Origin of the sequence: Actinomyces oris (genome assembly GCF_001937665.1) — a bacterium.
Lineage (GTDB): Bacteria > Actinomycetota > Actinomycetes > Actinomycetales > Actinomycetaceae > Actinomyces > Actinomyces stomatis.
The window spans coordinates 43,534-65,756 of record NZ_MSKL01000002.1 but is presented as its reverse complement, the minus strand read 5'-3'; the positions used below and the strand labels follow the sequence as shown (position 1 = coordinate 65,756).

Genomic DNA, 22,223 nt, shown 5'->3' with positions numbered 1-22,223 from the left:
GGCGCGCTGTCAGAACCGGCCGGTGCGCCGCGCCCACAGCCCCAGGCCCACCGCCAGGATGAAGGCGTTCGGAATGACGCCTACCAGTGGGGAGACCAGCAGCTCCCAACCCGGCGTGATCGGCAGTCCACCCTTGCTGAGGGGGATCTGGCTGAGGTTCGCGATCGAGTGCGCGACGAGACCCGGCCAGATGCTGCCGCTGAGGATCCGAAGCTCGGTGAACAAGGGCGCCCAGCAGATCATGATGGGAACTGTCATAAGGGCGTAAACGATCGGAGGGACGTCGTAGACCGCGCGGAGGAGCGCCTCGTCCATGAACCACGCGTAGTAAGGGATGTGCCACAGGCTCCAGATCATCCCGGAGATGAACCAGACCCAGGGGTCGGACAGCTTTCGGCCGAAGAGTGCAGGTGCCAGGTATCCACGCCAGGCGCCCTCCTCGGCGACGTTCTTGAGCACGGTCCCCAGCACGCCTGCAGCCACGACGCCTCCGAACGCTCCCAGCCCGGCGGGGGTCAGCCATCCCACGGCCCAGCCGACGGCAATGGCGATGGCGAAGGACAGTGGGAAGACGGCGAGCGCCACGCCATAGGTCCGCAGCCTGCCCGGTAGCCACGAAGCGGCGTAGGAACGGCGCAGTGACGGATCGCTCAGAGCCATGACAGCACCGGTCAGGAGTGGCGTCATGATCCAGATGAGGGTACCCGGTGCCTCCATGGAGTGGGGGTTGCCGAGTGCATTATCGACGAGGAGTCCGACCCAGCCGGAGCCCAGGGTGATGACGCTGAAAACGACGAGACGGGTCAAGGAGCTTTCGGCAGCTGCACCGGTGGAGGGAGATGCTTCATCCATACTCATACTATGCAATACGAGTATTGGATGATGCAAGTATATAGACGTCGACGCGTCTCCTCAGCGACCGTCCTCATCAGCGGTCTTGGCTCCCTCGGCGGCTCCCGACCGCGTACTGCTGGCGTCCGCGGCGATAGTGCGCCGGGTCTGGGCGAGCCACTCCAGCTGACTCTTTGTGCCGTCAATCCCAGCACGAAGGACTGCGGCCTTCATGGCGGTGTCGAGATCCACCACGTCGATATCGATCGCCTCCAGTTCCTCCAGCTCCCGGCGGAACCGCTCCTCGGCCTCGGACAGGAGTGCATCCACTCTCTCGTGACCCAGACGGGCCGCGAAGAAGACGCGTGCCAGCAGGGGATCCTTCACCGTATTGGGTTCCAGTGGGCTCATCAGCCAGGCATCGAGCTCGGCGCGACCCGACTCCGTCAGGCTGTGCAGCCGCCGGTCCGGCCGACCGCTCTGAGGAATGACCTGCGTCGAAATGGCGCCATCAGCTTCAAGGCGGTCAAGAGTGCGATAGATCTGGGACTGGTCGGCGTGCCAGAAGTAAACGACCGAGCTGGTGAATGCTCGATTGAGGTCATAGCCGCTCTGTGGTTGATGGGACAGCAGCCCGAGGATGGCGTGTCTGAGTCTCATGCGCACACAGTATGCGAAGAGGATCCCGCAGCGCCGATCGCCTCACATGACCGGCTGCGATGATGGGTGGGGCGGCAACGTGTGTTGCCGCCCCACCCATCGTGTCAGTGAGCCGCCGGGGACTCAGCGGTCGCCGCGTCGTCCGCGGAAGCCGCCCCGGTTGCCGCCGAAGCGGTTCTGGTTGCGCTCACCGTAGCCACGGCGGTCATCCCGGTAGCCGTCGCGGTTGTAGCCGCGACCGTCCCGGTCCTCGCGTCGACCGCGGAAGCCGTCCCGTTCGCCACGGCGCTCGTCCCACCGGCGGTTGTCGCGGCGGTCCCCGCGCTCCGAGCGGTCGTAACCGCCCCTACCGCCGCGTCCGTCACGGTCCTTCCAGCCGCGCTCGCCGTCATCACGGCGGGGGCGGAATCCGCGCTCCGGCCGTTCGCCGCGCTCACCGCGGTCCTTGCGGTCGTCCCAGTCGCGCCGCTTGGGACGGCGCTCTGCGCCGTTGGGGCCGGACCAGCCGTGACCCGGACCCTCGTCGGGGCGGATCCGCAGCTCGCGGCCGGCAAAGGTCGCCCGCCCCATGACGCTCAGCTGCTCGGGGCTGAGATCGGCGTAGATCGTGACCAGGGAGAAGGACTGAAGGATGTCGATCTTGCCGATATCGGAGCCCTCGATCCCGCCCTCATTGGCCAGAGCGCCGACGATCGCGCCGGGAAGGACCCGGTCTCGGTGCCCTACCTCAACGCGGTAGACGGTGCCGGGGCCCTCGTGCTCGCGGCGGCCGGACCGCGTGGCCGAGCGGCGGCCCTCGCCCCGTTCGCCGCGACGGTTCTTCTCGCGCCCGCCTTCGAAGGAGGCCGACAGGAAGGTCCCCTCGGAGTCGAGGTTCTCCTCACGGCGCGCGCGCTGGGCACGCTCACCGCCACGGTCCTCGCGCCTGCGCGGTCCCTCGTCTCCCACGGCCAGGGCCAGCAGCGTGGCCGCCAGCTCCTCGACGTCAATGTCCAACTCCCGGGCGGAGTCGGCCACCAGCGGCAGGTACATGTCCAGACGGCCGCGCTCGTGGCGGGCGGCGGCCTTGGACAGGAGCTTGCGGGCACGGTGCTCGGAGACGTCCGCGGGAGACGGCAAGGTGATCTCCTCCAGACGGCTTCCGGTGAGGCGCTCGATCTGGCGGAGCTTGCCCTTCTCCTTGGGGGTCAGGAAGGTGACGGCCTCCCCGTGGCGGCCGGCGCGGCCCGTGCGACCGATACGGTGCACATAGGCCTCGGCCTCACGGGGCACGTCGAAGTTGACGACCAGGCCGATGCGGTCCACGTCCAGTCCGCGGGCGGCAACGTCGGTGGCCACCAGCACGTCGAGGGTCCCGGCGCGCAGTCGCTCCACGAGGCGCTCGCGCTCGCGCTGAGGCACGTCACCGGAGATGGCAGCGGCCTGGATGCCCCGGCCCGCCAGCTCGATGGCGACGTCCTCGGCCGTGGACTTGGTCCGCACGAAGACGATGGCGGCCTCGGCGTCAGTGACGGCCAGGACCCGGGAGACGGCCCCGATCTTGTGGCGGAAGGGAACCACCGCGTAGGTCTGGTGAACGGTGGCGACGGTGGAGGCCGGCCTGGAGACCTCGACCTGAACGGGCTCGTGAAGGTGCTGGCGCGCCACGGCCTGGATGGCCGGAGGCATCGTCGCGGAGAACAGGGCGGTGCGCCGATCGGTGGGAAGGGACTGAGCAATCGTCTCGACGTCCTCTGCGAAGCCCATGCGCAGCATCTCATCGGCCTCGTCCAGGACGAAGTAGCGCACATCGTCGAGCTGGAGAGCGCCCTTGTCAATGAGGTCGATGACGCGTCCGGGAGTGCCGACGACGACCTGGGCGCCGCCCTTGAGAGCGCCGATCTGGGGACCATAGGGAGCGCCGCCGTAGACGGCCACCACGTCGAGGCCGCGGGAGCGGGCGGCCATATCGGTGATGGCCTCGGCGCTCTGGAGCGCGAGCTCGCGGGTGGGGGCCAGGACGAGTGCCTGAACCACGCTGTCACGGGAGTCGACGGCGTCGAGCAGCGGCAGTCCGAAGGCCGCCGTCTTGCCGGTTCCGGTCTGGGCGACGCCGACGACGTCGCGGCCGGCCAGCAGGACCGGGATCGCCTCCTTCTGGATTGCGGTCGGGGTCACGAAGCCCATGTCGGTGATGGCCTTGAGCAGGTCCCCGGGAAGACCCAGGTCGGCGAAAGTGATCTCGTCGTCCTCGCGACCCGCCTTCACCTCGTCCTCGTCCCGGTTGCGCGGGGACGTGGCGTGCTCGTCGGCGTGCCGGTGGCCATCGGAATCAGTGTCGGTGTCGATGAAAGGAGTGTGGCCGTCGACCTCGTCCTCATCGATGTCGACACCGTCGTCCTCATCGGGGTCGTCGACCCCGTCCTCCGGGTCGGCCTCGGGGAGGTTCCGGTCGACGTCGTCCGCCTCGTCCTCGTGGTCGACGTCCTCAGGGTCCTCAGGGGAGTCGGAGGAGGCGGGAGTCGCGAAGTCCTCAGGGGAGGAGGTGGCGTCGTCGGAGTGGTGCGGCGCGGCAACGTCGTCGTCGGTCTTGGTCGGCCGGCCGCCGGAGAGCTCGGCGGAGAAGAGCGCGTCGAGACTCAGGGGGCCGTTGCTGTCGGTACTCCGGACGTCGTCGGAGGCACCGGGCACAGTGCTGCTGGAGGAGGTAGTCATGAAGTTTTCCCATATCTGTCCCCATGAAGATGTCGGGGACCGCGGCGGAGTGTGGGGGAGGACCTTTTGTCCTCCGCTCTTTGCCGTACCTGGCCCACCACACTCGCCCCGCACCCGGACTGGCCGGGTGACTCATGGGCTAACACGCACAGACTCACGGGATGCTCATGCCGCACACCGGATGCGGCAGGACCCGAACGGGGTCAACAGGGCACGGATCGCTCCTGAGCCCAGGCTACGGGAGAATCGGCGGCATTCTGTGCTCCACGGTCTGGATCACAGGTGAGGTCGGTCTCGTGGCCATGTCAGCAGCCCTACGGATCGAGCCCCGCAACGTCATCATCCGGCTACTCGCCTCACGGAGGAGTCGACCACGGCCGGCACCGCGTCAGGAGCTGACCTTCGCTGCACCGTTGCCAGGCCAGTGCGGCGCCGCTGTAGAGTCGGCGGGGTGAGTGAGGCGCGTAGCCGCGAGCCATCCGCACCGCGGGCTCGGTGGCGAGAGCTGGTCCCCACCCCGTTGGCGCCGGACGGGGGCCCTGTTCGGATGACTCCGGCGTGGTGGCCTCAGGCTCCCGACGATTCAGCCTTGGCCGCCGCTGCGGCCGGTGGCTGTCCTCTCCTGGGGGAGAGCCGTGTCGTCGACGGGGTCGAGATGGTGGAGACGACCTTCCTGTGGCGCGATGACCAGCAGCACGGCGCCAGTCCGAGTGTTCTCATCCATCTCAACACCCTGACCGACAACCATCGCACCCACATCGCGCCGGCGCTCGCCGTCCGGGTTCCCGGAACCGGCTGGTGGGCGCTTCATGTCCTGCTGCCGCAGGATGCGCTCCTGGGTTACCGAATCGTCGTGACTCAAGCCCCGCTGCCTGACGACGCCGGGGCCCGGCGCGAGTGCTGGAAGCGTGTTCACGCGCTGGGGCGGCCGGATCCTCTCAACCCCGACCGACTGCATGACGGCTTCGGCCTGGTCTCCTCGATGTGGCTGGGGCCCAAGGCCCTGCTGCACCCGGACTGGAGGACCGGTTCGGGGGCTCTGGCGGACCAGGCGCTGAACCGTCCCCATGATGAGCGCGACGGGTACGACATCAGGTTCGACCTGGAGGACGAGGCGTTGAGGGACTTTGATGAGCCGCACGATCCCAGGCGCCGAGTCACGCTGTGGCGCGGGTGCCGTGTCCCGGAATCCTCCGGTGGGCGGTACGAGCGCGGCCTGCTGGTCCTGCTCGACGGAAACATCTGGCGCGGTAACGACGCCGTCGATCACCTGGCCGCCAGATCCAGCCGCTGGGATCTGCTGCTCATCGACTCCGGCGGCCTGGCGATGCGCTCACGCGACCTGGCGGATCCACGACGCAGCAGAGAGCTGCTCCACCGTTGCCTGCAGGCGGCACGACGGGCGGCCGGCGACCATGGGCGCGCGACCGACTCACCTTCTGACGGTGTTGGTGTGCACCCATGGTCTCCGCATCGGATCGTGGTGGCCGGGCAGTCCTTGGGAGGGGTCGCAGCAGCCGACTTCGTTCTGCACCATCCCGAGCTGGCCACCCGCGCGGTTGTCCAGTCCGGCTCCTTCTGGCTTGGCTCGGAGTGTCGTGGTGAGGGCGAGGGGGAGCTGCTGACCTGGCTGCGCCGCCGTGCTGAGACTCGCAGCGACTCCATCGGATCGTGGGGGCAGGAGGAGCTGGATGCCCGCAGCGGTGGCGGTCTGGAGGCTCGCCTGGTGGTGCAGTGCGGGGTCCATGAAGGCGGCCTGCAACGCGCCGCTCGAACAGCGGCGGTGTTCCTCGAGCAGGAGGGGGCTCTCGTCGAGTACCGGGAGGAGCGCGGTGGCCATGACTACGCCTGGTGGCGTCATGGTCTGTCGCGGGGACTCGATGCTCACGAGCAGGACCTGGGACTCCAGCAGCCGGGCACCTGAGCGCGCTTTCACGGGTGGCCGTCGGAGAAGAGAGGGGCGCGGGGCGGGGCCCCGATCTGCTGCACGAATAAAACCGTGACTCAAAAGAAATCTTGGCCACAACGGGATCACGTATACTGATTTAGCGTTACCAACGCTTGAGTTTCCCTAAGAATTCCGGTTCTGAATGATCTCATCCCGACCGATCGTAGGGTTATCCGTGTGTATACTTAACCAGGAATCGACGACGCGGACGATGTTTTCTGGTGATAGCGGATTCTTAGAAAGGGGGCGTCCGTCTATCATCGTTCGCGAAAGGCGGCCGCGCCTGCTTCGCGGTGCGTCCTTTCCTCGTGCATCTCGGTTGTCAGCCATTTGCTGTACGAGTAAGTCCATCTGCCCCCGCCCATGAACGAGACCACGTCATGCAATACGCTCAGCGGCTGCTTGCGGCCCTCCCTGCGACCAGGGTCGGTGTGCGCGCAATTCTTGCTGTTCTGACAGCCTTTGGCATTGTTCTGGCCACCGCCGGTGTGGCCGCCATGCCCCTCCTGAACGAAGGCAAAGCCGCTGAGGATTCCGAGAACGGCTCGGCCTGCCACCCCGCAGCCAGAATGGTCTACCCCGAGGGCCAGTCGGAACCCGAGTATGTGGTTCCGGTCTACGAGACTGGATTCGGCGTGGGAGTTGAGTCAATCCTGTCGGACTGGTGCAGTACCGCAGGAGAAGTCCTGGAGGACCCCGCCATCACGCTCAACGTCGTCGAGGGAAGGACCGTCACTCCGTACCTGCTTCCTGGTCTCAATGCCGAGCTCGAGCGACCGGCTCCCGCCAACGGCGAGCAGGACGTGTTCATCCCGACCGACTATCTCGTCAAGGGTATGCGTCAGGTCACCGGGGACAGCGGCTGGGACGTCGGCACAAGGGTCTTCAGCCTTACCTACACCAGCGGAACAGTGAGTGCGACAACAGGCCTGTTCTCCTTCGTCAAGCAGGACCCGAATGTCATCAACCCTCCGGCCCCCGAACCAACACCGGAGCCGACTGCTGAACCGACTTCCGAGCCGTCCGCCGCACCCACCGCGGAGCCGAGCGCTGAGCCCACGCCGGAGCCGACTCCTGAACCAGTGCCGGACCCCTCCGTGTCTCCTACGCCGACTCCCACACCGACTTCCTCAGCGGCCCCCAGCTCACCGGCACCCCCCACACCGACTCCCTCCGCAGCACCCAGCGCGTCTGCCAGTCCTTCCATGACTGCCTCACCCAGCTCATCGCCCTCGCCTACAGGGGCGCCTCTGCCTGAGCCGACTGCGTCCGCTCAGCCGAGCGCATCCCCGAGCGCCGCTGTTGAGACGTGCCAGGCCAAGCCCACCGTCCAGGTGCTCAGCTCCGACGGCTCCGACCCTCAGGGGGGCGAACCCGCCTACGACCCAGAGAACGCTGTCAGAGTCCGGGGTTCGGGTTGGTGCTCCCAAGGGACGATGCTCGATGGCGAGAAGTCGGTCGAGATCAAGGTCGCGGCCTACGGTGGGTACGTGATTCCGGGGACGCTCTCGGTCCCCGTCACCTTCCACCACGGGTCCTTCGACGCCCAGCTCAACCTGTCGGCGCTCTACACCGCAGGCAACGCCGATAAAGGACGCTACTACGTCCAGGTCTCGTCCATTGGTGCCGGGCTGACGGCCGGCACCAACATCTTCACCCTCAGCAAGGCCGTTGCTCCACAACCCAAGCCGGATCCGGCCCCCGCGCCGAGCCAGGCCCCCACTCCGAGCGCTGAGCCCTCGGCCACCGGGGCGCCCACCAGGGAACCCGCGCCGGAGCCGACTGGTTCACCCTCCGGCCCTGCTCCCACCCTCTCGGCCGAACCCAATCAGAACGCTCAGAAGCCGAATCCGGATGACGGCGGGCGCCCCGGAACGGATGGCGCCCCAGGCATCAACCCGGGCGACACGGGTTCCGGTACAGGTGCAGGAGCCGGCACAGACGCCGGTGCAGGTGTCCAGGGCGACTCCTCCGCACCTCAGGCACCCGGCACCGGATCGGACTCACGCTCCTCGGCCTCGCAGGACGGCTCCGCCCCTCAGCAGGCAAACGCAGGAGCTGCTCCCGCCCCGAGCGCCGGCGGCTCAGGAGACGTACGCGCACAGGCCCCGGAGGACTCCGCGGCTTCGACGCAGGGCTCGCCCGAGCCCGACACGTCCTCTCAGCGCACTGTCCGTCCTGACCGGAGCCCGGTGCCCCCGGTGGCCAGCGCCGCGCACCTGAGCGCGGACAATGCCGGCTCCTTGTCCGGCTCCCGCCAGGGCAACATCGTCAACCTCGTCCTGCCCAAGTCCAAGGTGCAGGCGGGCGAGTGGGTGTCGGTGTTCGTCTTCCCCGGAGCCACCACCAAGGGCTGGGTGCAGGTCGACGACGCCAACAGCGTCTCCATCGACATCTCGACATTCGAGTCCGGCTCCTACGAGTTGGCGGTAGCCGATCGTGACAACAGCCTGCTGGGATGGGCGAAGCTGGAGATCTCCTCCGCGTCCTTCGATCCTCGCAATCCGGCACAGGCTCAGCTCCTGCCCCTCCCGGACAAAGCGGCTGCGTCCACGAAGGGACTCAGTGCCAACGACATGCTCCTGGGCAGCGCTGGAGGACTGCTGGTCGTCGGTGCCGTGAGCCTGCTGGTCGCTGCGTTCTCCGGCATGCCGCTCGGCGCACCCCGGTCCGCCCCGCAACTGCGGATGCCGCGCAGGCGCTGAGACGGTGCGGTAGAGATCGTCAATGACATCGTCACGGGGCCGGAACACGCGGCCGTGGAAAGGAGGTGGGAGCAGATGATCCGGACGTCCCGGATGACAGAGCGCATACGTCGAGATCGGCGTCCTGCACCGGCTTGGCATCGGACCGGCTTCCGCTGCCTCCAGGGCTCGACGCGCGTGCTCATCGTCGTCTGCTCCGTCCTCCTCGCATCCCTGGCAGCCCTGGTCTCCACGAGCCCCGCTGCCAGGGCGGACACCAAGACCGGTCCCTCCACCACAGGAACCGCCTCAACGGTGAGCCCCTCGACAGTCGCCGTCGGAGGAACGATCATGTACACGCTCTCGGGATTTCCCAGTGGCGTGACGGTCCAGGTCCTCGTCGACGACGGCGCGCTGGTCGCCTCTCACCCCACGGAGTCCGAGGTGGTCGCCACGATCACCGTCAAGAAGGACGGCACCGCTGCGGGCTCCTTCGAGCTTCCCGAGTACGTCGAGCAGGGAAACCACTGGCTGCGATTCCGGGTCTCCGGGGCTCAGGGGGAGAGCGGCCAGGAGAGCAACGCGGCGGACTACACCAACAAGAGCCCCTACTTCACTGTTTCGGGCGTCACGGTCATCGGAGGGTCCACCCCTCCCACCGTTCCGCCCGCTCCGACGCCACCACCCCGTCAGGTCGCGGCCGTGGGGCGGCCCAATGGTGCCGGAGCCTCCGGCATCCAGGCCGCTGGTCCAGATGGCGGGTCAACCGGTTTTCCGATCATCGGTGCCTCCATCCTCGTGCTCAGCGTGATCCTGGTCGTGCTGTCGGTGCTCGTGGCGATCAACCGTCGCAGGATGGCGGCCTACCAACGCCGTCGGGCCATGGCCTGACGCCCGAGTGCCGAGCTCCTTGTAAACTGCCGCCGGCGCCCACCCGTCTCGTGGTGCGCCCCGACGGGCACCGGCTCAGTGCCCCACACGGAAGGAACTCAGCACCGTGCTGCGAACTCGCACCGCAGGCTCCCTGCGCGCCTCAGACATCGGCCAGGTCGTGACCCTCACCGGATGGGTGGACCGACGGCGTGACCACGGAGGCGTGGCCTTCATCGACTTGCGGGACGCCTCGGGTATCGCCCAGGTCGTCATCCGGGAGGAGATCGCCCACGACCTGCGCGCCGAGTACGTCCTGGCCGTCACCGGTGAGGTGAGCGCCCGCCCTGAGGGCAACGCCAACCCGAACCTGCCCACCGGCGAGATCGAGGTCGTCGTCTCCGACGTCGAGATCCTCAATGCCTCCGCCCCGCTGCCCTTCCAGGTCTCCGACCACGCCGAGGACGCCGGACAGGTCGGCGAGGAGTCCCGGCTGCGTTACCGCTACCTCGACCTGCGGCGCAGTGCCATGCAACACGCCATCCGCCTGCGTGCCAAGGTCAGCCAGGCCGCTCGCAGGGTCCTGGACTCCCATGACTTCGTGGAGATCGAGACCCCCACCCTGACCCGCTCCACCCCGGAGGGAGCCCGCGACTTCCTGGTCCCGGCTCGTCTGGCACCGGGCTCCTGGTACGCCCTGCCGCAGAGCCCGCAGCTGTTCAAGCAGCTGCTCATGGTTGCCGGTATGGAGCGCTACTACCAGATCGCCCGCTGCTACCGGGATGAGGACTTCCGCGCCGACCGCCAGCCCGAGTTCACCCAGCTCGATGTGGAGATGAGCTTCGTCGAGCAGGACGACGTCATCGCCGTCGCCGAGGACGTGCTGCGCGAGGTATGGGCCCTCATCGACTACGACCTGCCCACGCCCATTGCCCGCATGACCTACCGCGACGCCATGGAGAAATACGGCTCGGACAAGCCCGACCTGCGTTTCGGCTGCGAGCTGGTGGACCTGACCGACTACTTCAAGGACACCACCTTCCGGGTCTTCCAGAACCCCTACGTGGGTGCCGTCGTCATGCCCGGCGGGGCCTCCCAGTCCCGACGCACCTTCGACGCCTGGCAGGAGTGGGCCAAGCAGCGCGGTGCCAAGGGCCTGGCCTACGTCACCGTCGCCGACGACGGGACCCTCGGTGGCCCCGTCGCCAAGAACATCACCGACGCCGAGCGCGAGGGCCTGGCCCAGGCCGCCGGTGCCGAGCCCGGAGACTGCATCTTCTTCGCCGCGGGTCCCGTGGACTCCTCCCGCGCCCTGCTGGGCGCCGCCCGCCTGGAGATCGGCAAGCGCTGCGGCCTCATCAACGACGACGAGTGGTCCTTCGTCTGGATCGTGGACGCCCCCTTGTTCAAGCCTTCCGCCGACGCCAAGGCCGACGGCGACGTGGCCCTGGGCAAGTCCGCCTGGACCGCGGTCCACCACGCCTTCACCTCGCCCAAGCCCGAGTGCCTGGAGACCTTCGACACCGACCCGGGCAACGCCCTGGCCTACGCCTACGACATCGTCTGCAACGGCAACGAGATCGGCGGTGGCTCCATCCGTATCCACCGCAGCGACGTTCAGGAGCGCGTCTTCAACGTTATGGGGATCGGTGAGCAGGAGGCTCAGGAGAAGTTCGGCTTCCTTCTGGACGCCTTCACCTTCGGCGCCCCACCGCATGGCGGTATCGCCTTCGGCTGGGACCGCATCGTCTCCTTGCTGACCAAGGCCGACTCCATCCGTGACGTCATCGCCTTCCCGAAGTCCGGTGGCGGCTTCGACCCGCTGACCGAGGCGCCTGCTCCGATCACGCCCGAGCAGCGCAAGGAGGCCGGGGTCGACGCCGTCCCGGACGACGAGTGACGAGTCCGGCTCTGCGGCGCAGGGCAAAGAGGACGGGATGAAGCAGAGCTGAGTTCGAAGGTCGCGTCGTCAGGCTAAGACTTGCGGATGGGGTGCCGATCCCGGTGTCGCGGATACACCCGGGGGCCTCGGCCCCCGGGGAGCACCGAACTCGACGACTTTCGCCACAGGCCCTGGAAGACCTGCCCTCATCGGAATCGATGAGCTCAGCCGGGGCCGATGCGAGCACGGAGCTCGTGCGCGCTCTTCGCCTACACTCGACGAGGTGACGATGCTTGCGCTGCACGAGTGGGGCGCCCCGGCGGATCCGCCGCTGCTCTTGGTCCACGGCCTGACCGAATCGGCTACCGCCTGGCCCGACGCCGTGGCCCGCTGGTCCTCCCGGTATCACGTCCTCGCGATCGATCAGCGGGGGCACGGGGCTTCCCCGCGGTGGGATGACGAGACCCTGGCCCGGGCGCCGCAGACCATGCAAAAGGACCTTGAGAAGACGTTGGCCCTGTTCTCGGAGCCGCCGGTCGTCGTGGCCCACAGTCTGGGAGGGCTCATGTCGCTGCGGGTGAGCGTCGCCTGGCCCGAGCTGGTTCGGGCACTGGTCCTGGAGGACGTCGCACGTCCCACCGGGCACTGGGCCCCTGCCCCCTGGTTCGTGGAGCATCAGGAACGGTTCCTGGACGCCTTCGCCGACGGCGGCGCGGCCGAGCGGGAACGCATGAGGCGCGAGACCTCATGGAGCGAATCCGAGATCGAGGGCTGGGCCGCGTGCAAGAAACGGGTCGACCGCCGTTACATCCGCGAGGGCACCTATCTCGGCGAGGCCGACCTCGTCAGCGCCATCAACCGGCTGAGGACGCCGACGCTCTACCTGGCACCCCGCCGCGGCGACATGGCTCCTGACCCCACTGAAGTGACCAATCCGCTCGTGCGCCTGGTGCTGCTCGACGGCGTCGGCCACTGCGTGCGGCGGGACGCCCCGGAGGCCTACCACCGGCTCGTCGATCCCTTCATCGAGGAAGTCTTCGCCAGCACCGGCCGGTGACCCGCCCCTGGGCCTGGCCTGTTTCAGAGTCTTGCGGTTCGTGGTGGTACTGGTGCGTCGCGCCCACCGCCCGTGGCCAGTGTCAACCGAGGAGATGGGCGGGACGTTCTTCCACGGCAGATCCTTCAGAGTTCGGTGCAGGGTCTTCTGATTGCCCTCGACGATGAACGCGTAGTGACTACCCCGCCAAGAGATGCGGAACCGGGTCCTTGTCGGTGCGGGCCCCGTGCACGGCGGGGCGCGTGAGACCGCTGCAGACCTACAGCCGGCCCAGAACGCAGGCGAAACCGCGATTGCCCGCTTCCCACTCCTGATCACTGGGACCGAGCGTATTGATCGAGTAGCTGGTGGACAGGTCGAGTCCGTAGCGCTCCGCGTAGGTGCTGGTGCAGGTGACCTTGACCTGCGGGTCATCCGTTAGCGCCTCGGAGGCGCTGGAAGCGGTCGTGGCCGGGTCGAAGGTTCCGCCGGCGAAGACGATCCAGTCGGCCTGGGAGCAGTCGACCTGGCTGACACTCGTGCCGCCCACGACCGAGGTCGTCCGGCTCAGGCAGGTCCCCAGAGGCCACGGCATGTCGTCGGAGTAGGGGATGCCCTGGGCGTTGACCTGCGCGGGAGTCGGGGCGGCTGTCGGGGAGGGCGAGGCCTTCCGGGAGCCGGGGACGGTTGCCCGGGCCGTAGCCGAGGGGCGGCTGCCGGCGCCCTGCTCCGCTCGGGCCCCCGCATGTAGGACGGGTGAGGCAGAGGCCCGCTGGGCTGCCCGGTTCGCTGACGGCACCGAGTCGATGAGCCTGACGGCGCCCAGCACAGCGGCGGAGATGACGACGCCCGCTGTCACCCCCAGTGCCAGGAGCATCAGTGCCCTGCTCGAGCGGCGCGATCCGGCTGTGGGCGTCGAGATCGCCGCAGGCAGGGGGTGGGAATCCCGTAGCGCCGAGTGAGGGGTGCTGAACGCGCCGTTCGAGAGCCCGCCGGCCCGAGTCAGTGCTTCGGTCAGCTCGTTGCCGTCGCGGTACCGCTGAGCGGGGTCGGGGTGCAGCGCCCGGTCGAGCAGCGGACGTAACGCCTCGGGGATACGTGTGTCCGAGGTGTCCACGGGTACGGACAGGTGGTTGATGATCTCCGGTAGGCTTCGGGCCGTGCCGTCTGCGGTGCGACGAGGACCTCGGCCGGTCAGGAGCGTGAACAGAACGGCCCCCATCGACCACACGTCGCCGCTGGGTGAGGGCTCAGCCAGGGTGAAGGCCTCCGGCGGAGCGAAGTCCGGTGTCATCGTCTCCAGGGTGACGGAGGACTCGATGCCCTCGCGCTGGATGGCGGCAAGGCCGAAGTCGCTCAGACGCGGGCTTCCGTAGGCGTCAATGAGGATGTTTCCGGGCTTGATATCGCGGTGGAGGACCCCGGCTTCGTGAGCGGCTCCCAGCGCGGCGGAGACGGCCGTGACGATGCTGACGGCCTGGGCGGCACTGAGCTCGCAGCGCTCGAGGACCTGGGCCAAGGAGCCTCCGTCACAGCGTTCCATGACCAGGTAGGGACGTCCGTCGGGAAGCACTCCGGAGTCGATCAGCGAGACCGCGTTCGGGTGCCCGCTGATCCGGCTGGCGGCCGCCATCTCCCGCATGAAACGTCGGCGGTTGCGCTCGTCGTGCAGCGGCCTGGAGTCGATCTTGACAGCCACTGGGCGCCCCAACGAGACCTGCTCCCCGGCGTAGACGGTGGCGAATCCTCCCTGACCCAGCACCTGTCCCAGACGGACACCGGGCACAGGCGGTGCGACGTGCCCAGAAGCACCGGAAACAGGCAGGGGACTGCTCATGGGCACATGATCGTTGCGCGTGCGCATCGGTGCAAACTCGCCATTCCCTGAGCCTCATCGTCCAGGGGCCTCCCGCTGACCGTCTGCGTCGGGCGCCGTCGGCTACAGCGTTGCCGCAAACCGTGAGGGCCTCCTGCCGACATACGTCATTCGGCAAAAGGCCCTCACAGGGGCGCACCTCCTGAAGGCGGAGCCCGTCCAGGGGTGACTGACTGAGTCGCTCAGGCGGCGTGCGTGCAGGTCGGGCAGGTGCAGTCCTCGCAGGTGCACGAGGAGCAGGAGTCCGAGCAGTGCTCGCACGAGCAGGTGTTGTGGTTGCAGGTGGGGCAGGTGCAGTCCTCGCACTCGCACACGGCGCAGGGGTCCGAGCAGTGCTCGCACGAGCAGGTGTCGCACTCGTCGTAGTGGCCGTTGTCCTCGTGGTGGGCGTGGCCGTTGTGAATGTAGTCCACGTGGTCTCCGTGGATGACGGCCAGGTGCCCGCAGTCGGGGCCGTGGGTGTGCTGGTGGGCCTCAGCGGGGCGGTGCTCAGTGGTGGCAGTCATGATCGTGCTCCTTCGTGTGCTCGAGGGTGTCGATGAAGATGGATGCGACATGGTCGTCAATGAGGGAGTAGCTCTGGCGCTTGCCGTCGCGGACCGACTCGACCAGGTGGGCGTTGCGCAGGACCCGCAGGTGGTGCGAGACCAGGGGCTGGGAGACGCCGAGGAACGTCACCAGCTCGGTGACGTCAGCCGGTGAGCTGATGAGGCGGTAGACGATGCTCGCCCTCATGGGGTGAGCCAGCGCCTTGAACAGCTGCACCACGGCCGAGTCCTCCCCAAGGGGGGCCTCCGGTGGTGTGGCGACCTTTCGCATACAAGGGATTTTATATCAACTCGCCTTGATGTCAAAGCGTTCTTCCGCGGAGTGCGTTCGTGCGGCTCATGTAGCATTCCGGCCATGTCATCGGTGACCTCAGACAGTGGTGGGTGCGTACGCGGAGACGAGCGCATGATCTTCGGGCACCGGGGCCTGAGCTCGCTGGCCCCGGAGAACACCATGGCCGCTTTCCGTTGTGCGATGGATCATCAGGTGGCGTGGGTGGAGGCCGACGTCGACATCATTGCGGACGGAACAGTCATCATCTGCCATGACTCGACCCTGGATCGGACCACGAATCGCACCGGTCGGTACGACGACCTGACGGTGGACGACCTGGAGGGGATCGACGCCGGAGGCTGGTTCTCCCCTCGGTTTGTGGGTGAGCCGCTGCCCACCCTGAGGGAGCTCATCGACCTCATGAATGACACCGGTCTCAACGCCAATATCGAGATCAAGCCCAATGAGACCGGCAAGGAGGCGACTCTGCGCCTCATCGACGGCGTCATCACACAGTTCGAGCGCCTGCGTCCGGACGTCAAGGTCATCGTCTCCTCCTTCAGCCACCTCCTGCTCCACCTGTTCAAGCAGCGCGCCCCGGAGGTGCCCGTGGGGTGCCTCTATGAGAGTCGTGCGCTGTCGGGTGACTGGAGGAGCACGCTCGAGATCGTGGGTGCCGACTACATCCACCCCGAGGACTCCGGACTGACCCGGCAGCAGGTTCAGGAGTTTCGGGCCGAGGGCTACGGCGTCAACGTCTGGACCGTCAACTCGCCGAGCCGAGCCAACGAGCTCTTCAACTGGGGCGTGACCGGTGTCTTCTCCGACGTCCCTCACCAGATCCCTCGCGGCTGACGTTCTCCTGCCTTCGGAATGCTGTGTGAGACCTGTCACTCGCGGTAGGGTGGGGGCATGGCACGTTACATCGAGCTCCACCCCGTCAACCCGCAGGTGCGTCTGGTTGAGAAGGTCGTCGACACGTTGCGCGACGGCGGCCTGGTCGCCTACCCCACCGACTCCGGATACGCCCTGGCCTGTGCGCCGGGCAACAAGGAGGGGCTGGACCGGATCCGCACCATCCGCCAGCTCGACGGCAAGCACAACTTCACCTTCGTGTGCGCCGACTTCGCCCAGGTCGGGCCGCTGGCCATCGTGGGCAACAACGCCTTCCGGCTCATCAAGCGGCTTACCCCGGGGCCGTGGACCTTCATCCTCAAGGGCACCAAGGACGTGCCCCGGATGACGCTCAACCCCAAGAAGCACACGCTGGGCGTGCGCATCCCCGACCACGCCATCACCCAGTCCCTCGTCGCCGAGTTCGGCGCTCCCATCCTGTCCTCCACCTTCATCCGCCCCGGCCAGGAGGAGCCCGAGACCAACGGATGGGAGATCCAGGATTCGCTGGGGCACCTCATCGACGTCGTCATCGAGGGGCCGGTCGGACAGGGGGAGCCCACCAGCGTCATCGACCTGACCGACGACGTCCCCGAGGTGCTGCGCGAGGGCGCCGGAGACGTCAGCCTCCTGTGACCGACTCGGCCGCCGCCGTGCTCACGGTGCTCGCCGGGTCCGATTGGCGTCGGACCCGGAGAGGAGTCGTCGTAGCCACCTGGGCGACCAGTGGTTCCAGTGGAGTCGGGAGCGGGGGAGGATAGGGTCGGCCCATGGACCTGTTCGAGTCGGCCGGCACGGATGACGCCGGGATCCCCGTGGACTCCCACGCACCGCTGGCAGTACGGATGCGTCCGCGCACACTCGATGAGCTCGAGGGGCAGGCGCACCTGCTCACTCCTGGATCGCCCTTACGACGACTCGTGGAACCGGCTGGGGCGGACAGGCACCTCCCCGTGGGCGAGCAGGGCGGTGGCGCCGCACGGCCCTCCGGATCGTCCCTGTCCTCGGTCATCCTGTGGGGCCCGCCCGGAACCGGTAAGACAACGCTGGCCTACCTGGTGGCACGAGGCAGCGGCCGCAGATTCGTGGAGCTGTCGGCGGTGACGGCAGGCGTCAAGGACGTACGGGCCGTCGTCTCGGATGCCAGGCGCCGTCTGGCGGCGGGGGAGGAGACGGTGCTGTTCATCGACGAGGTGCACCGCTTCTCCCGCTCTCAGCAGGACGCCCTGCTTCCCAGTGTGGAGAACCGGTGGGTGACGCTCATCGCAGCCACCACGGAGAACCCGTCCTTCAGCGTCGTCTCGCCGCTCCTGTCCCGTTCCCTGCTCCTGACGCTCCATCCTCTGCAAGCCGATGACATCGGGCGACTTGTCGATCGTGCCCTGGATGACGAGCGGGGCCTGGCCGGAACAGTACGCATCAGTGAGGGGGCGCGCGCGCAGATCGTGCGCATGGCCGGTTCCGACGCCCGCAAGGCGCTCACAGTGCTGGAGGCCGCCGCAGGCACGGTCCTGGCGCGCGATACGGGGGAGGAGCCCGTCATTGAGGTCGCCGACATCGAGCGGGCCGCCGACGTGGCTGCGGTGCGTTACGACCGGGCCGGAGACCAGCACTACGACGTCATCAGCGCTTTCATCAAGTCGATGCGCGGCTCGGATCCCGACGCCACGATGCACTACCTGGCGCGCATGATCGCCGCAGGGGAGGATCCTCGTTACATCGCCCGCCGCATCGTCATCCACGCCGCTGAGGATGTCGGGCTCGCCGACCCCACGGTGCTGTCCACCGCCGTGGCCGCGCAGCAGGCGGTCGCCATGATCGGAATGCCGGAGTCCGGCCTCATCCTGGCCCAGGCCGCGCTCGCCGTGGCCACCGCCCCCAAGTCCAACGCCGTCACCGTGGCGCTCAACGAGTCGCTGGCCGATGTGAGGGCCGGCAAGGCCTCGGCCGTGCCCGTTCACCTGCGCGATGCCCACTACGCCGGGGCCGAGGGACTCGGGCACGGCAAGGGCTACCGCTACCCTCACGACTTCCCCCACGCCGTCGTCGGTCAGCAGTATCTGCCCGACGGGCTCGAGGACAGTCGGTACTACCGGCCCACCGGCAACGGCTTCGAGAAGCAGCTCGCCTCCCGTCTCGAGGCGGTCCGACGCATCCTCGATGAGCGGTAGCGCACTCCCTTGAACGGCCGAGCCGGGCAGAGGTTGAGGACCGTCTCACACCGAGCGGTTCCGACATAGGTTTTTGCCGGTGAGCACGCTAGAGTTCTCGAGTTGTCCACATCGAGGACGGCTGATGGCTCCTGCTGGCGCCACCGGCCGATGGCGATGCGGACCTCCTGGGGTCCCGGCCCGAACCGAGGCTTGACCCCGCGCCGTCGGCACCAGCCACGGCGTGCGACCACCGATCCGACAGGAATGAAACACATGAGCTCTTCACGCTCCCGCCGTCAGGTGCGCCTCTCTCGCGCCCTCGGCATCCCGCTGACCCCCAAGGCCGTGCGCTACTTCGAGCGCCGCCCCTACGGCCCCGGCGAGCACGGCCGCGCCCGTCGTCGCACCGAGTCCGACTACGCCGTCCGTCTCAAGGAGAAGCAGCGCCTGCGCGCCCAGTACGGCATCCGCGAGGCCCAGCTCCAGCGCGTCTTCGAGGAGGCCCGTCGCGGTCAGGGCCTGACCGGTGAGTCCCTCGTCGAGCTGCTTGAGATGCGCCTGGACGCTCTCGTCCTGCGCTCCGGGATCGCCCGCACCATCGCCCAGGCCCGCCAGGACGTGGTCCACCGCCACATCCTCGTCGACGGCAAGGTCGTGGACCGCCCCTCCTACCGCGTCAAGCCCGGCCAGACCATCCAGGTCCGTCCCCGCTCCCAGGTGATGGTGCCCTTCCAGGTCGCCGCCGCCGGCGCGCACCGCGACGTGCTGCCCCCCGTCCCGGAGTACCTCAACGTGGACCTCGAGAAGCTCTCCGCGACGCTGGTGCGCCGCCCCAAGCGCGACGAGGTCCCCGTGACCTGTGACGTCCAGATGGTCGTCGAGTACTACTCGCGCTGACCCTCACACTCACCTGACGCCGGGGCGCCCCGGACCCTTGAGAGGTTCGGGGCGCCCCGGCGTGGGAGTACGCTCACCATGGAGCAACCCGACCGGCTCCGAGCCCACAGGCGATTGGTTCCACCGTTTGCACTGTGTACCGGGCCGGCCGGTCGACCACACCACACCGTCCACACGCCCAGCACCCGGCCCGAGGGCCGCAGTGCCCGGGCACACCTCGAACAGGATGAGGACCCCATGCGCACATCCGAGATCCGCAGCCGCTGGCTGGACTACTTCGCCGCGAACGAGCACGAGATCCGGCCCTCGGTCTCCCTGGTGTCTCCCGAGCCCTCCATCCTGTTCACTGTGGCGGGCATGGTGCCCTTCATCCCCTACATCCTGGGTACTGAGGAGGCCCCCTGGCCCCGGGCGGCCTCGGTGCAGAAGTGCATCCGCACCAATGACATCGACAACGTCGGTATCACGACGCGCCACGGCACGTTCTTCCAGATGAACGGCAACTTCTCCTTCGGCGACTACTTCAAGGAGGGGGCCATCTCCTACGCCTGGGGTCTGCTGACAGGCAGCCGGGAGGAGGGCGGCTACGGTCTGGACGGGGACCGGCTGTGGATGACGATCTGGGAGGAGGACCAGGTCTCCTTCGACTACTGGACCCGTGAGATCGGGGTTCCCGCCGAGCGGATCCAGCTGCTTCCCTTCAAGGACATCTCCTGGTCGACAGGGCAGCCCGGCCCCGCCGGCTCCTGCTGCGAGATCCACTACGACCGCGGCCCCGCTTACGGGCCCGACGGTGGTCCCGCCGTCGACACCCAGGGCGACCGCTTCCTGGAGATCTGGAACCTTGTCTTCGACGAGTTCCTGCGTGGAGAGGGCAAGGGGCACGACTTCGAGCTCCTGGGCAAGCTCGACCAGACGGCCATCGATACCGGAGCCGGTCTGGAGCGTCTGGCCTTCATCATGCAGGACAAGCCCAACATGTATGAGATCGACGAGGTCTTCCCCGTCATCAAGGCCGCCGAGGAGCTCTCCGGAAAGGTATACGGCCGCGGCTCCGCCGGCCCCGAGGCGGGCGAGGCCTACCACGATGACGTGCGCATGCGGGTAGTCGCCGACCACGTGCGCTCCGCCCTCATGCTCATCTCCGACGGCGTGCGCCCCGGCAACGACGGTCGCGGCTACGTCCTGCGCCGACTCATTCGCAGGGCCGTGCGCTCCATGCGTCTGCTCGGCGTCGACGAGGCCGCCATGCCCACTCTGCTGACCGTCTCGAAGGACGCCATGAAGGCCTCCTACCCCGAGCTGGAGACCGGCTGGAGCACCATCTCCGAGGTGGCCTACGGCGAGGAGGACGCCTTCCGCCGCACCCTGGCCGCCGGCACCACGATCCTGGACACCGCGGTGGCCTCGGCCAAGAAGGAGGCCGGCCGCACCGGGCGCCCGCTGGTGTCCGGCAAGAGCGCCTTCGAGCTGCACGACACCTATGGGTTCCCCATCGACCTCACCCTGGAGATGGCGGCCGAGCAGGGGGTCGATGTCGATGAGAGCGCGTTCCGCAGTCTCATGAACGAGCAGAAGGAGCGTGCTCGGGCCGACGCTCGCGCCAAGAAGACCGGGCACGCCGACATCCGAGTCTTCCGCGAGCTGGAGAAGGAGATGGGTGGTGGCTCGACCTTCCTGGGCTACACCGAGTCCTCCGCCGAGGCCACCGTCGCCGGGGTCCTCGTCGACGGCGTCCCGCAGAGCGTCGTGACCGCCCCGGCCGAGGTCGAGGTCATCCTGGACCGCACCCCCTTCTACGCTGAGATGGGTGGTCAGCTCGCCGATCGGGGTACGATCCGACTGGCTGACGGCGGCACCGTCGAGGTCGATGACGTCCAGGCCCCCGTCAAAGGGCTGCACGTCCACCGCGGCACCCTGACCGAGGGCACGATCGCAGTGGGGGAGAAGGCCTTCGCCCAGATTGACTCGGCTCGCCGCCTGGCGATCGCACGTGCCCACACCTCCACCCACATGGTGCACAAGGCGCTTCACGAGATCGTCTCCGACAACGCCACCCAGGCCGGCAGTGAGAACTCCCCCTCCCGCATGCGTTTCGACTTCCGTCACGGCTCCGCCCTGGCTGCAGACCAGATCTCCGGCATTGAGGAGCGGGTCAACGCCAGGCTGTCGGAGGACCTGGCCGTCACCGATGAGGTCATGGACATCGACGCCGCCCGCGCCGCAGGAGCCATGGCGCTGTTCGGGGAGAAGTACGGCAAGGAGGTGCGCGTCGTCTCCATCGGCGGTGACTGGTCCAAGGAGCTGTGCGCCGGTACCCACGTTCCCAGCACTGGGCACATCGGCCGTATCGCGGTGCTGGGCGAGTCGTCGATCGGTTCGGGGGTACGCCGCATCGACGCCCTCGTCGGTGAGGGCGCCTACGGCTACCAGGCCAAGGAGCACGCCCTGGTCTCCCAGCTCTCCACCATGGTCGGGGGCCGTCCCGAGGACCTGCCCGAGCGCGTCGAGAGTCTCATGACGCGCCTGAAGGATGCCGAGAAGCGCCTGGCCGTGGCCGAGCAGGCGGCGCTGTCCGCGCGCACGGCCGGCATCGTCTCAGACGCCGTCCGGCTGGGTGAGGTCCGTCTCGCGTCAGCAGACCTCGGGCCCGTCGGCTCCGCCGACGCCGTACGCTCGTTGGCCCTCGACGCCCGCAGCCGGCTCGGTGACGCCGAGCCCGCCGTCGTCGCTGTCGGTGCGGTCCTGGGCTCGCGTCCGGTGGTGGTGGTGGCCACCAATGCCGGTGCCCGTGACAAGGGCATCCGAGCCGGTGCCCTGGTGCGCACCGCCGCTCAGGTACTGGGTGGCGGCGGTGGCGGCAAGGACGACCTGGCTCAGGGCGGTGGTCAGAACCCAGAGGCTCTGGACGAGGCGCTGCGCGCCGTCGCCGAGCAGATCCAGGCCTGACCCGGCGAGCCGGCTCGCCCCGCACTC

At 68.1% G+C, this 22,223-nt stretch carries 16 protein-coding genes; 10 read left to right on the top strand and 6 right to left on the bottom strand.

The window, feature by feature from the left end:
- Positions 1 to 9 precede the first annotated feature (9 nt).
- From BKH28_RS00475 to BKH28_RS00465, 3 genes are all read right to left on the bottom strand, one after another.
- Positions 10 to 852: a CPBP family intramembrane glutamic endopeptidase gene (locus BKH28_RS00475; protein ID WP_256695406.1), complete on the bottom strand. Its 843-nt coding sequence runs from the start codon at positions 850 to 852 to the stop codon at positions 10 to 12.
- A 60-nt stretch (positions 853 to 912) separates the two neighbouring features.
- Positions 913 to 1,491 (bottom strand): PadR family transcriptional regulator, encoded by a 579-nt coding sequence (locus BKH28_RS00470; RefSeq protein ID WP_075416984.1) that lies wholly within the window; start codon positions 1,489 to 1,491, stop codon positions 913 to 915.
- Between the two features lie 123 nt (positions 1,492 to 1,614).
- A complete protein-coding gene (locus BKH28_RS00465) occupies positions 1,615 to 4,185 on the bottom strand; it encodes a DEAD/DEAH box helicase (protein ID WP_075416983.1) in 2,571 nt (856 codons plus the stop codon).
- A 655-nt stretch (positions 4,186 to 4,840) separates the two neighbouring features.
- Between BKH28_RS00465 and BKH28_RS00460 the strand changes: the two genes are divergently transcribed.
- The 5 genes from BKH28_RS00460 to BKH28_RS00440 all read left to right on the top strand — a co-directional run bounded on the left by BKH28_RS00460 (position 4,841) and on the right by BKH28_RS00440 (position 12,626).
- Entirely contained in the window at positions 4,841 to 6,109 is a 1,269-nt protein-coding gene (locus tag BKH28_RS00460; RefSeq protein ID WP_143224031.1) for an enterochelin esterase domain-containing protein, read from the top strand.
- A 404-nt stretch (positions 6,110 to 6,513) separates the two neighbouring features.
- On the top strand, positions 6,514 to 8,838 hold the full coding sequence (locus tag BKH28_RS00455) for a hypothetical protein (protein WP_075416981.1): 2,325 nt from the start codon (positions 6,514 to 6,516) through the stop codon (positions 8,836 to 8,838).
- 177 nt (positions 8,839 to 9,015) lie between these two features.
- Positions 9,016 to 9,708, top strand: coding sequence for a DNA-directed RNA polymerase II (locus BKH28_RS00450; RefSeq protein WP_256695405.1), 693 nt, complete (start codon positions 9,016 to 9,018; stop codon positions 9,706 to 9,708).
- 106 nt (positions 9,709 to 9,814) lie between these two features.
- Positions 9,815 to 11,587: an aspartate--tRNA ligase gene (aspS, locus tag BKH28_RS00445; protein ID WP_075416979.1), complete on the top strand. Its 1,773-nt coding sequence runs from the start codon at positions 9,815 to 9,817 to the stop codon at positions 11,585 to 11,587.
- A 271-nt stretch (positions 11,588 to 11,858) separates the two neighbouring features.
- Positions 11,859 to 12,626 (top strand): alpha/beta fold hydrolase, encoded by a 768-nt coding sequence (locus tag BKH28_RS00440; RefSeq protein ID WP_003779943.1) that lies wholly within the window; start codon positions 11,859 to 11,861, stop codon positions 12,624 to 12,626.
- 259 nt (positions 12,627 to 12,885) lie between these two features.
- On the opposite strand, the gene BKH28_RS00435 is transcribed toward BKH28_RS00440, so the two are convergent.
- The 3 genes from BKH28_RS00435 to BKH28_RS00425 all read right to left on the bottom strand — a co-directional run bounded on the left by BKH28_RS00435 (position 12,886) and on the right by BKH28_RS00425 (position 15,300).
- On the bottom strand, positions 12,886 to 14,442 hold the full coding sequence (locus BKH28_RS00435; protein ID WP_081379979.1) for a serine/threonine-protein kinase: 1,557 nt from the start codon (positions 14,440 to 14,442) through the stop codon (positions 12,886 to 12,888).
- A 221-nt stretch (positions 14,443 to 14,663) separates the two neighbouring features.
- Positions 14,664 to 14,987 carry a hypothetical protein gene (locus tag BKH28_RS00430; RefSeq protein WP_009405546.1) on the bottom strand — a complete coding sequence of 108 codons (324 nt, stop codon included), beginning with the start codon at positions 14,985 to 14,987 and terminating at the stop codon, positions 14,664 to 14,666.
- Positions 14,971 to 15,300, bottom strand: coding sequence for an ArsR/SmtB family transcription factor (locus BKH28_RS00425; RefSeq protein WP_004564836.1), 330 nt, complete (start codon positions 15,298 to 15,300; stop codon positions 14,971 to 14,973). Before BKH28_RS00425 ends, BKH28_RS00430 begins: the two co-directional genes overlap by 17 nt.
- Before the next feature lie 84 nt (positions 15,301 to 15,384).
- On the opposite strand from BKH28_RS00425, the gene BKH28_RS00420 reads away from it, so the two are divergent.
- The 5 genes from BKH28_RS00420 (at position 15,385) to alaS (ending at position 22,196) form a co-directional block, all read left to right on the top strand.
- Positions 15,385 to 16,158, top strand: a complete 774-nt coding sequence (locus BKH28_RS00420; protein ID WP_075416978.1) for a glycerophosphoryl diester phosphodiesterase — start codon at positions 15,385 to 15,387, stop codon at positions 16,156 to 16,158.
- A 57-nt stretch (positions 16,159 to 16,215) separates the two neighbouring features.
- Complete coding sequence (locus BKH28_RS00415; protein WP_075416977.1) at positions 16,216 to 16,833, top strand: L-threonylcarbamoyladenylate synthase; 618 nt, start codon at positions 16,216 to 16,218, stop codon at positions 16,831 to 16,833.
- Positions 16,834 to 16,967: 134 nt separating this feature from the next.
- A complete protein-coding gene (locus tag BKH28_RS00410; RefSeq protein ID WP_075416976.1) occupies positions 16,968 to 18,368 on the top strand; it encodes a replication-associated recombination protein A in 1,401 nt (466 codons plus the stop codon).
- Between the two features lie 255 nt (positions 18,369 to 18,623).
- Positions 18,624 to 19,247, top strand: coding sequence for a 30S ribosomal protein S4 (rpsD, locus tag BKH28_RS00405; RefSeq protein WP_009747225.1), 624 nt, complete (start codon positions 18,624 to 18,626; stop codon positions 19,245 to 19,247).
- A 237-nt stretch (positions 19,248 to 19,484) separates the two neighbouring features.
- Complete coding sequence (gene alaS, locus BKH28_RS00400; RefSeq protein WP_075416975.1) at positions 19,485 to 22,196, top strand: alanine--tRNA ligase; 2,712 nt, start codon at positions 19,485 to 19,487, stop codon at positions 22,194 to 22,196.
- Positions 22,197 to 22,223: the final 27 nt, after the last annotated feature.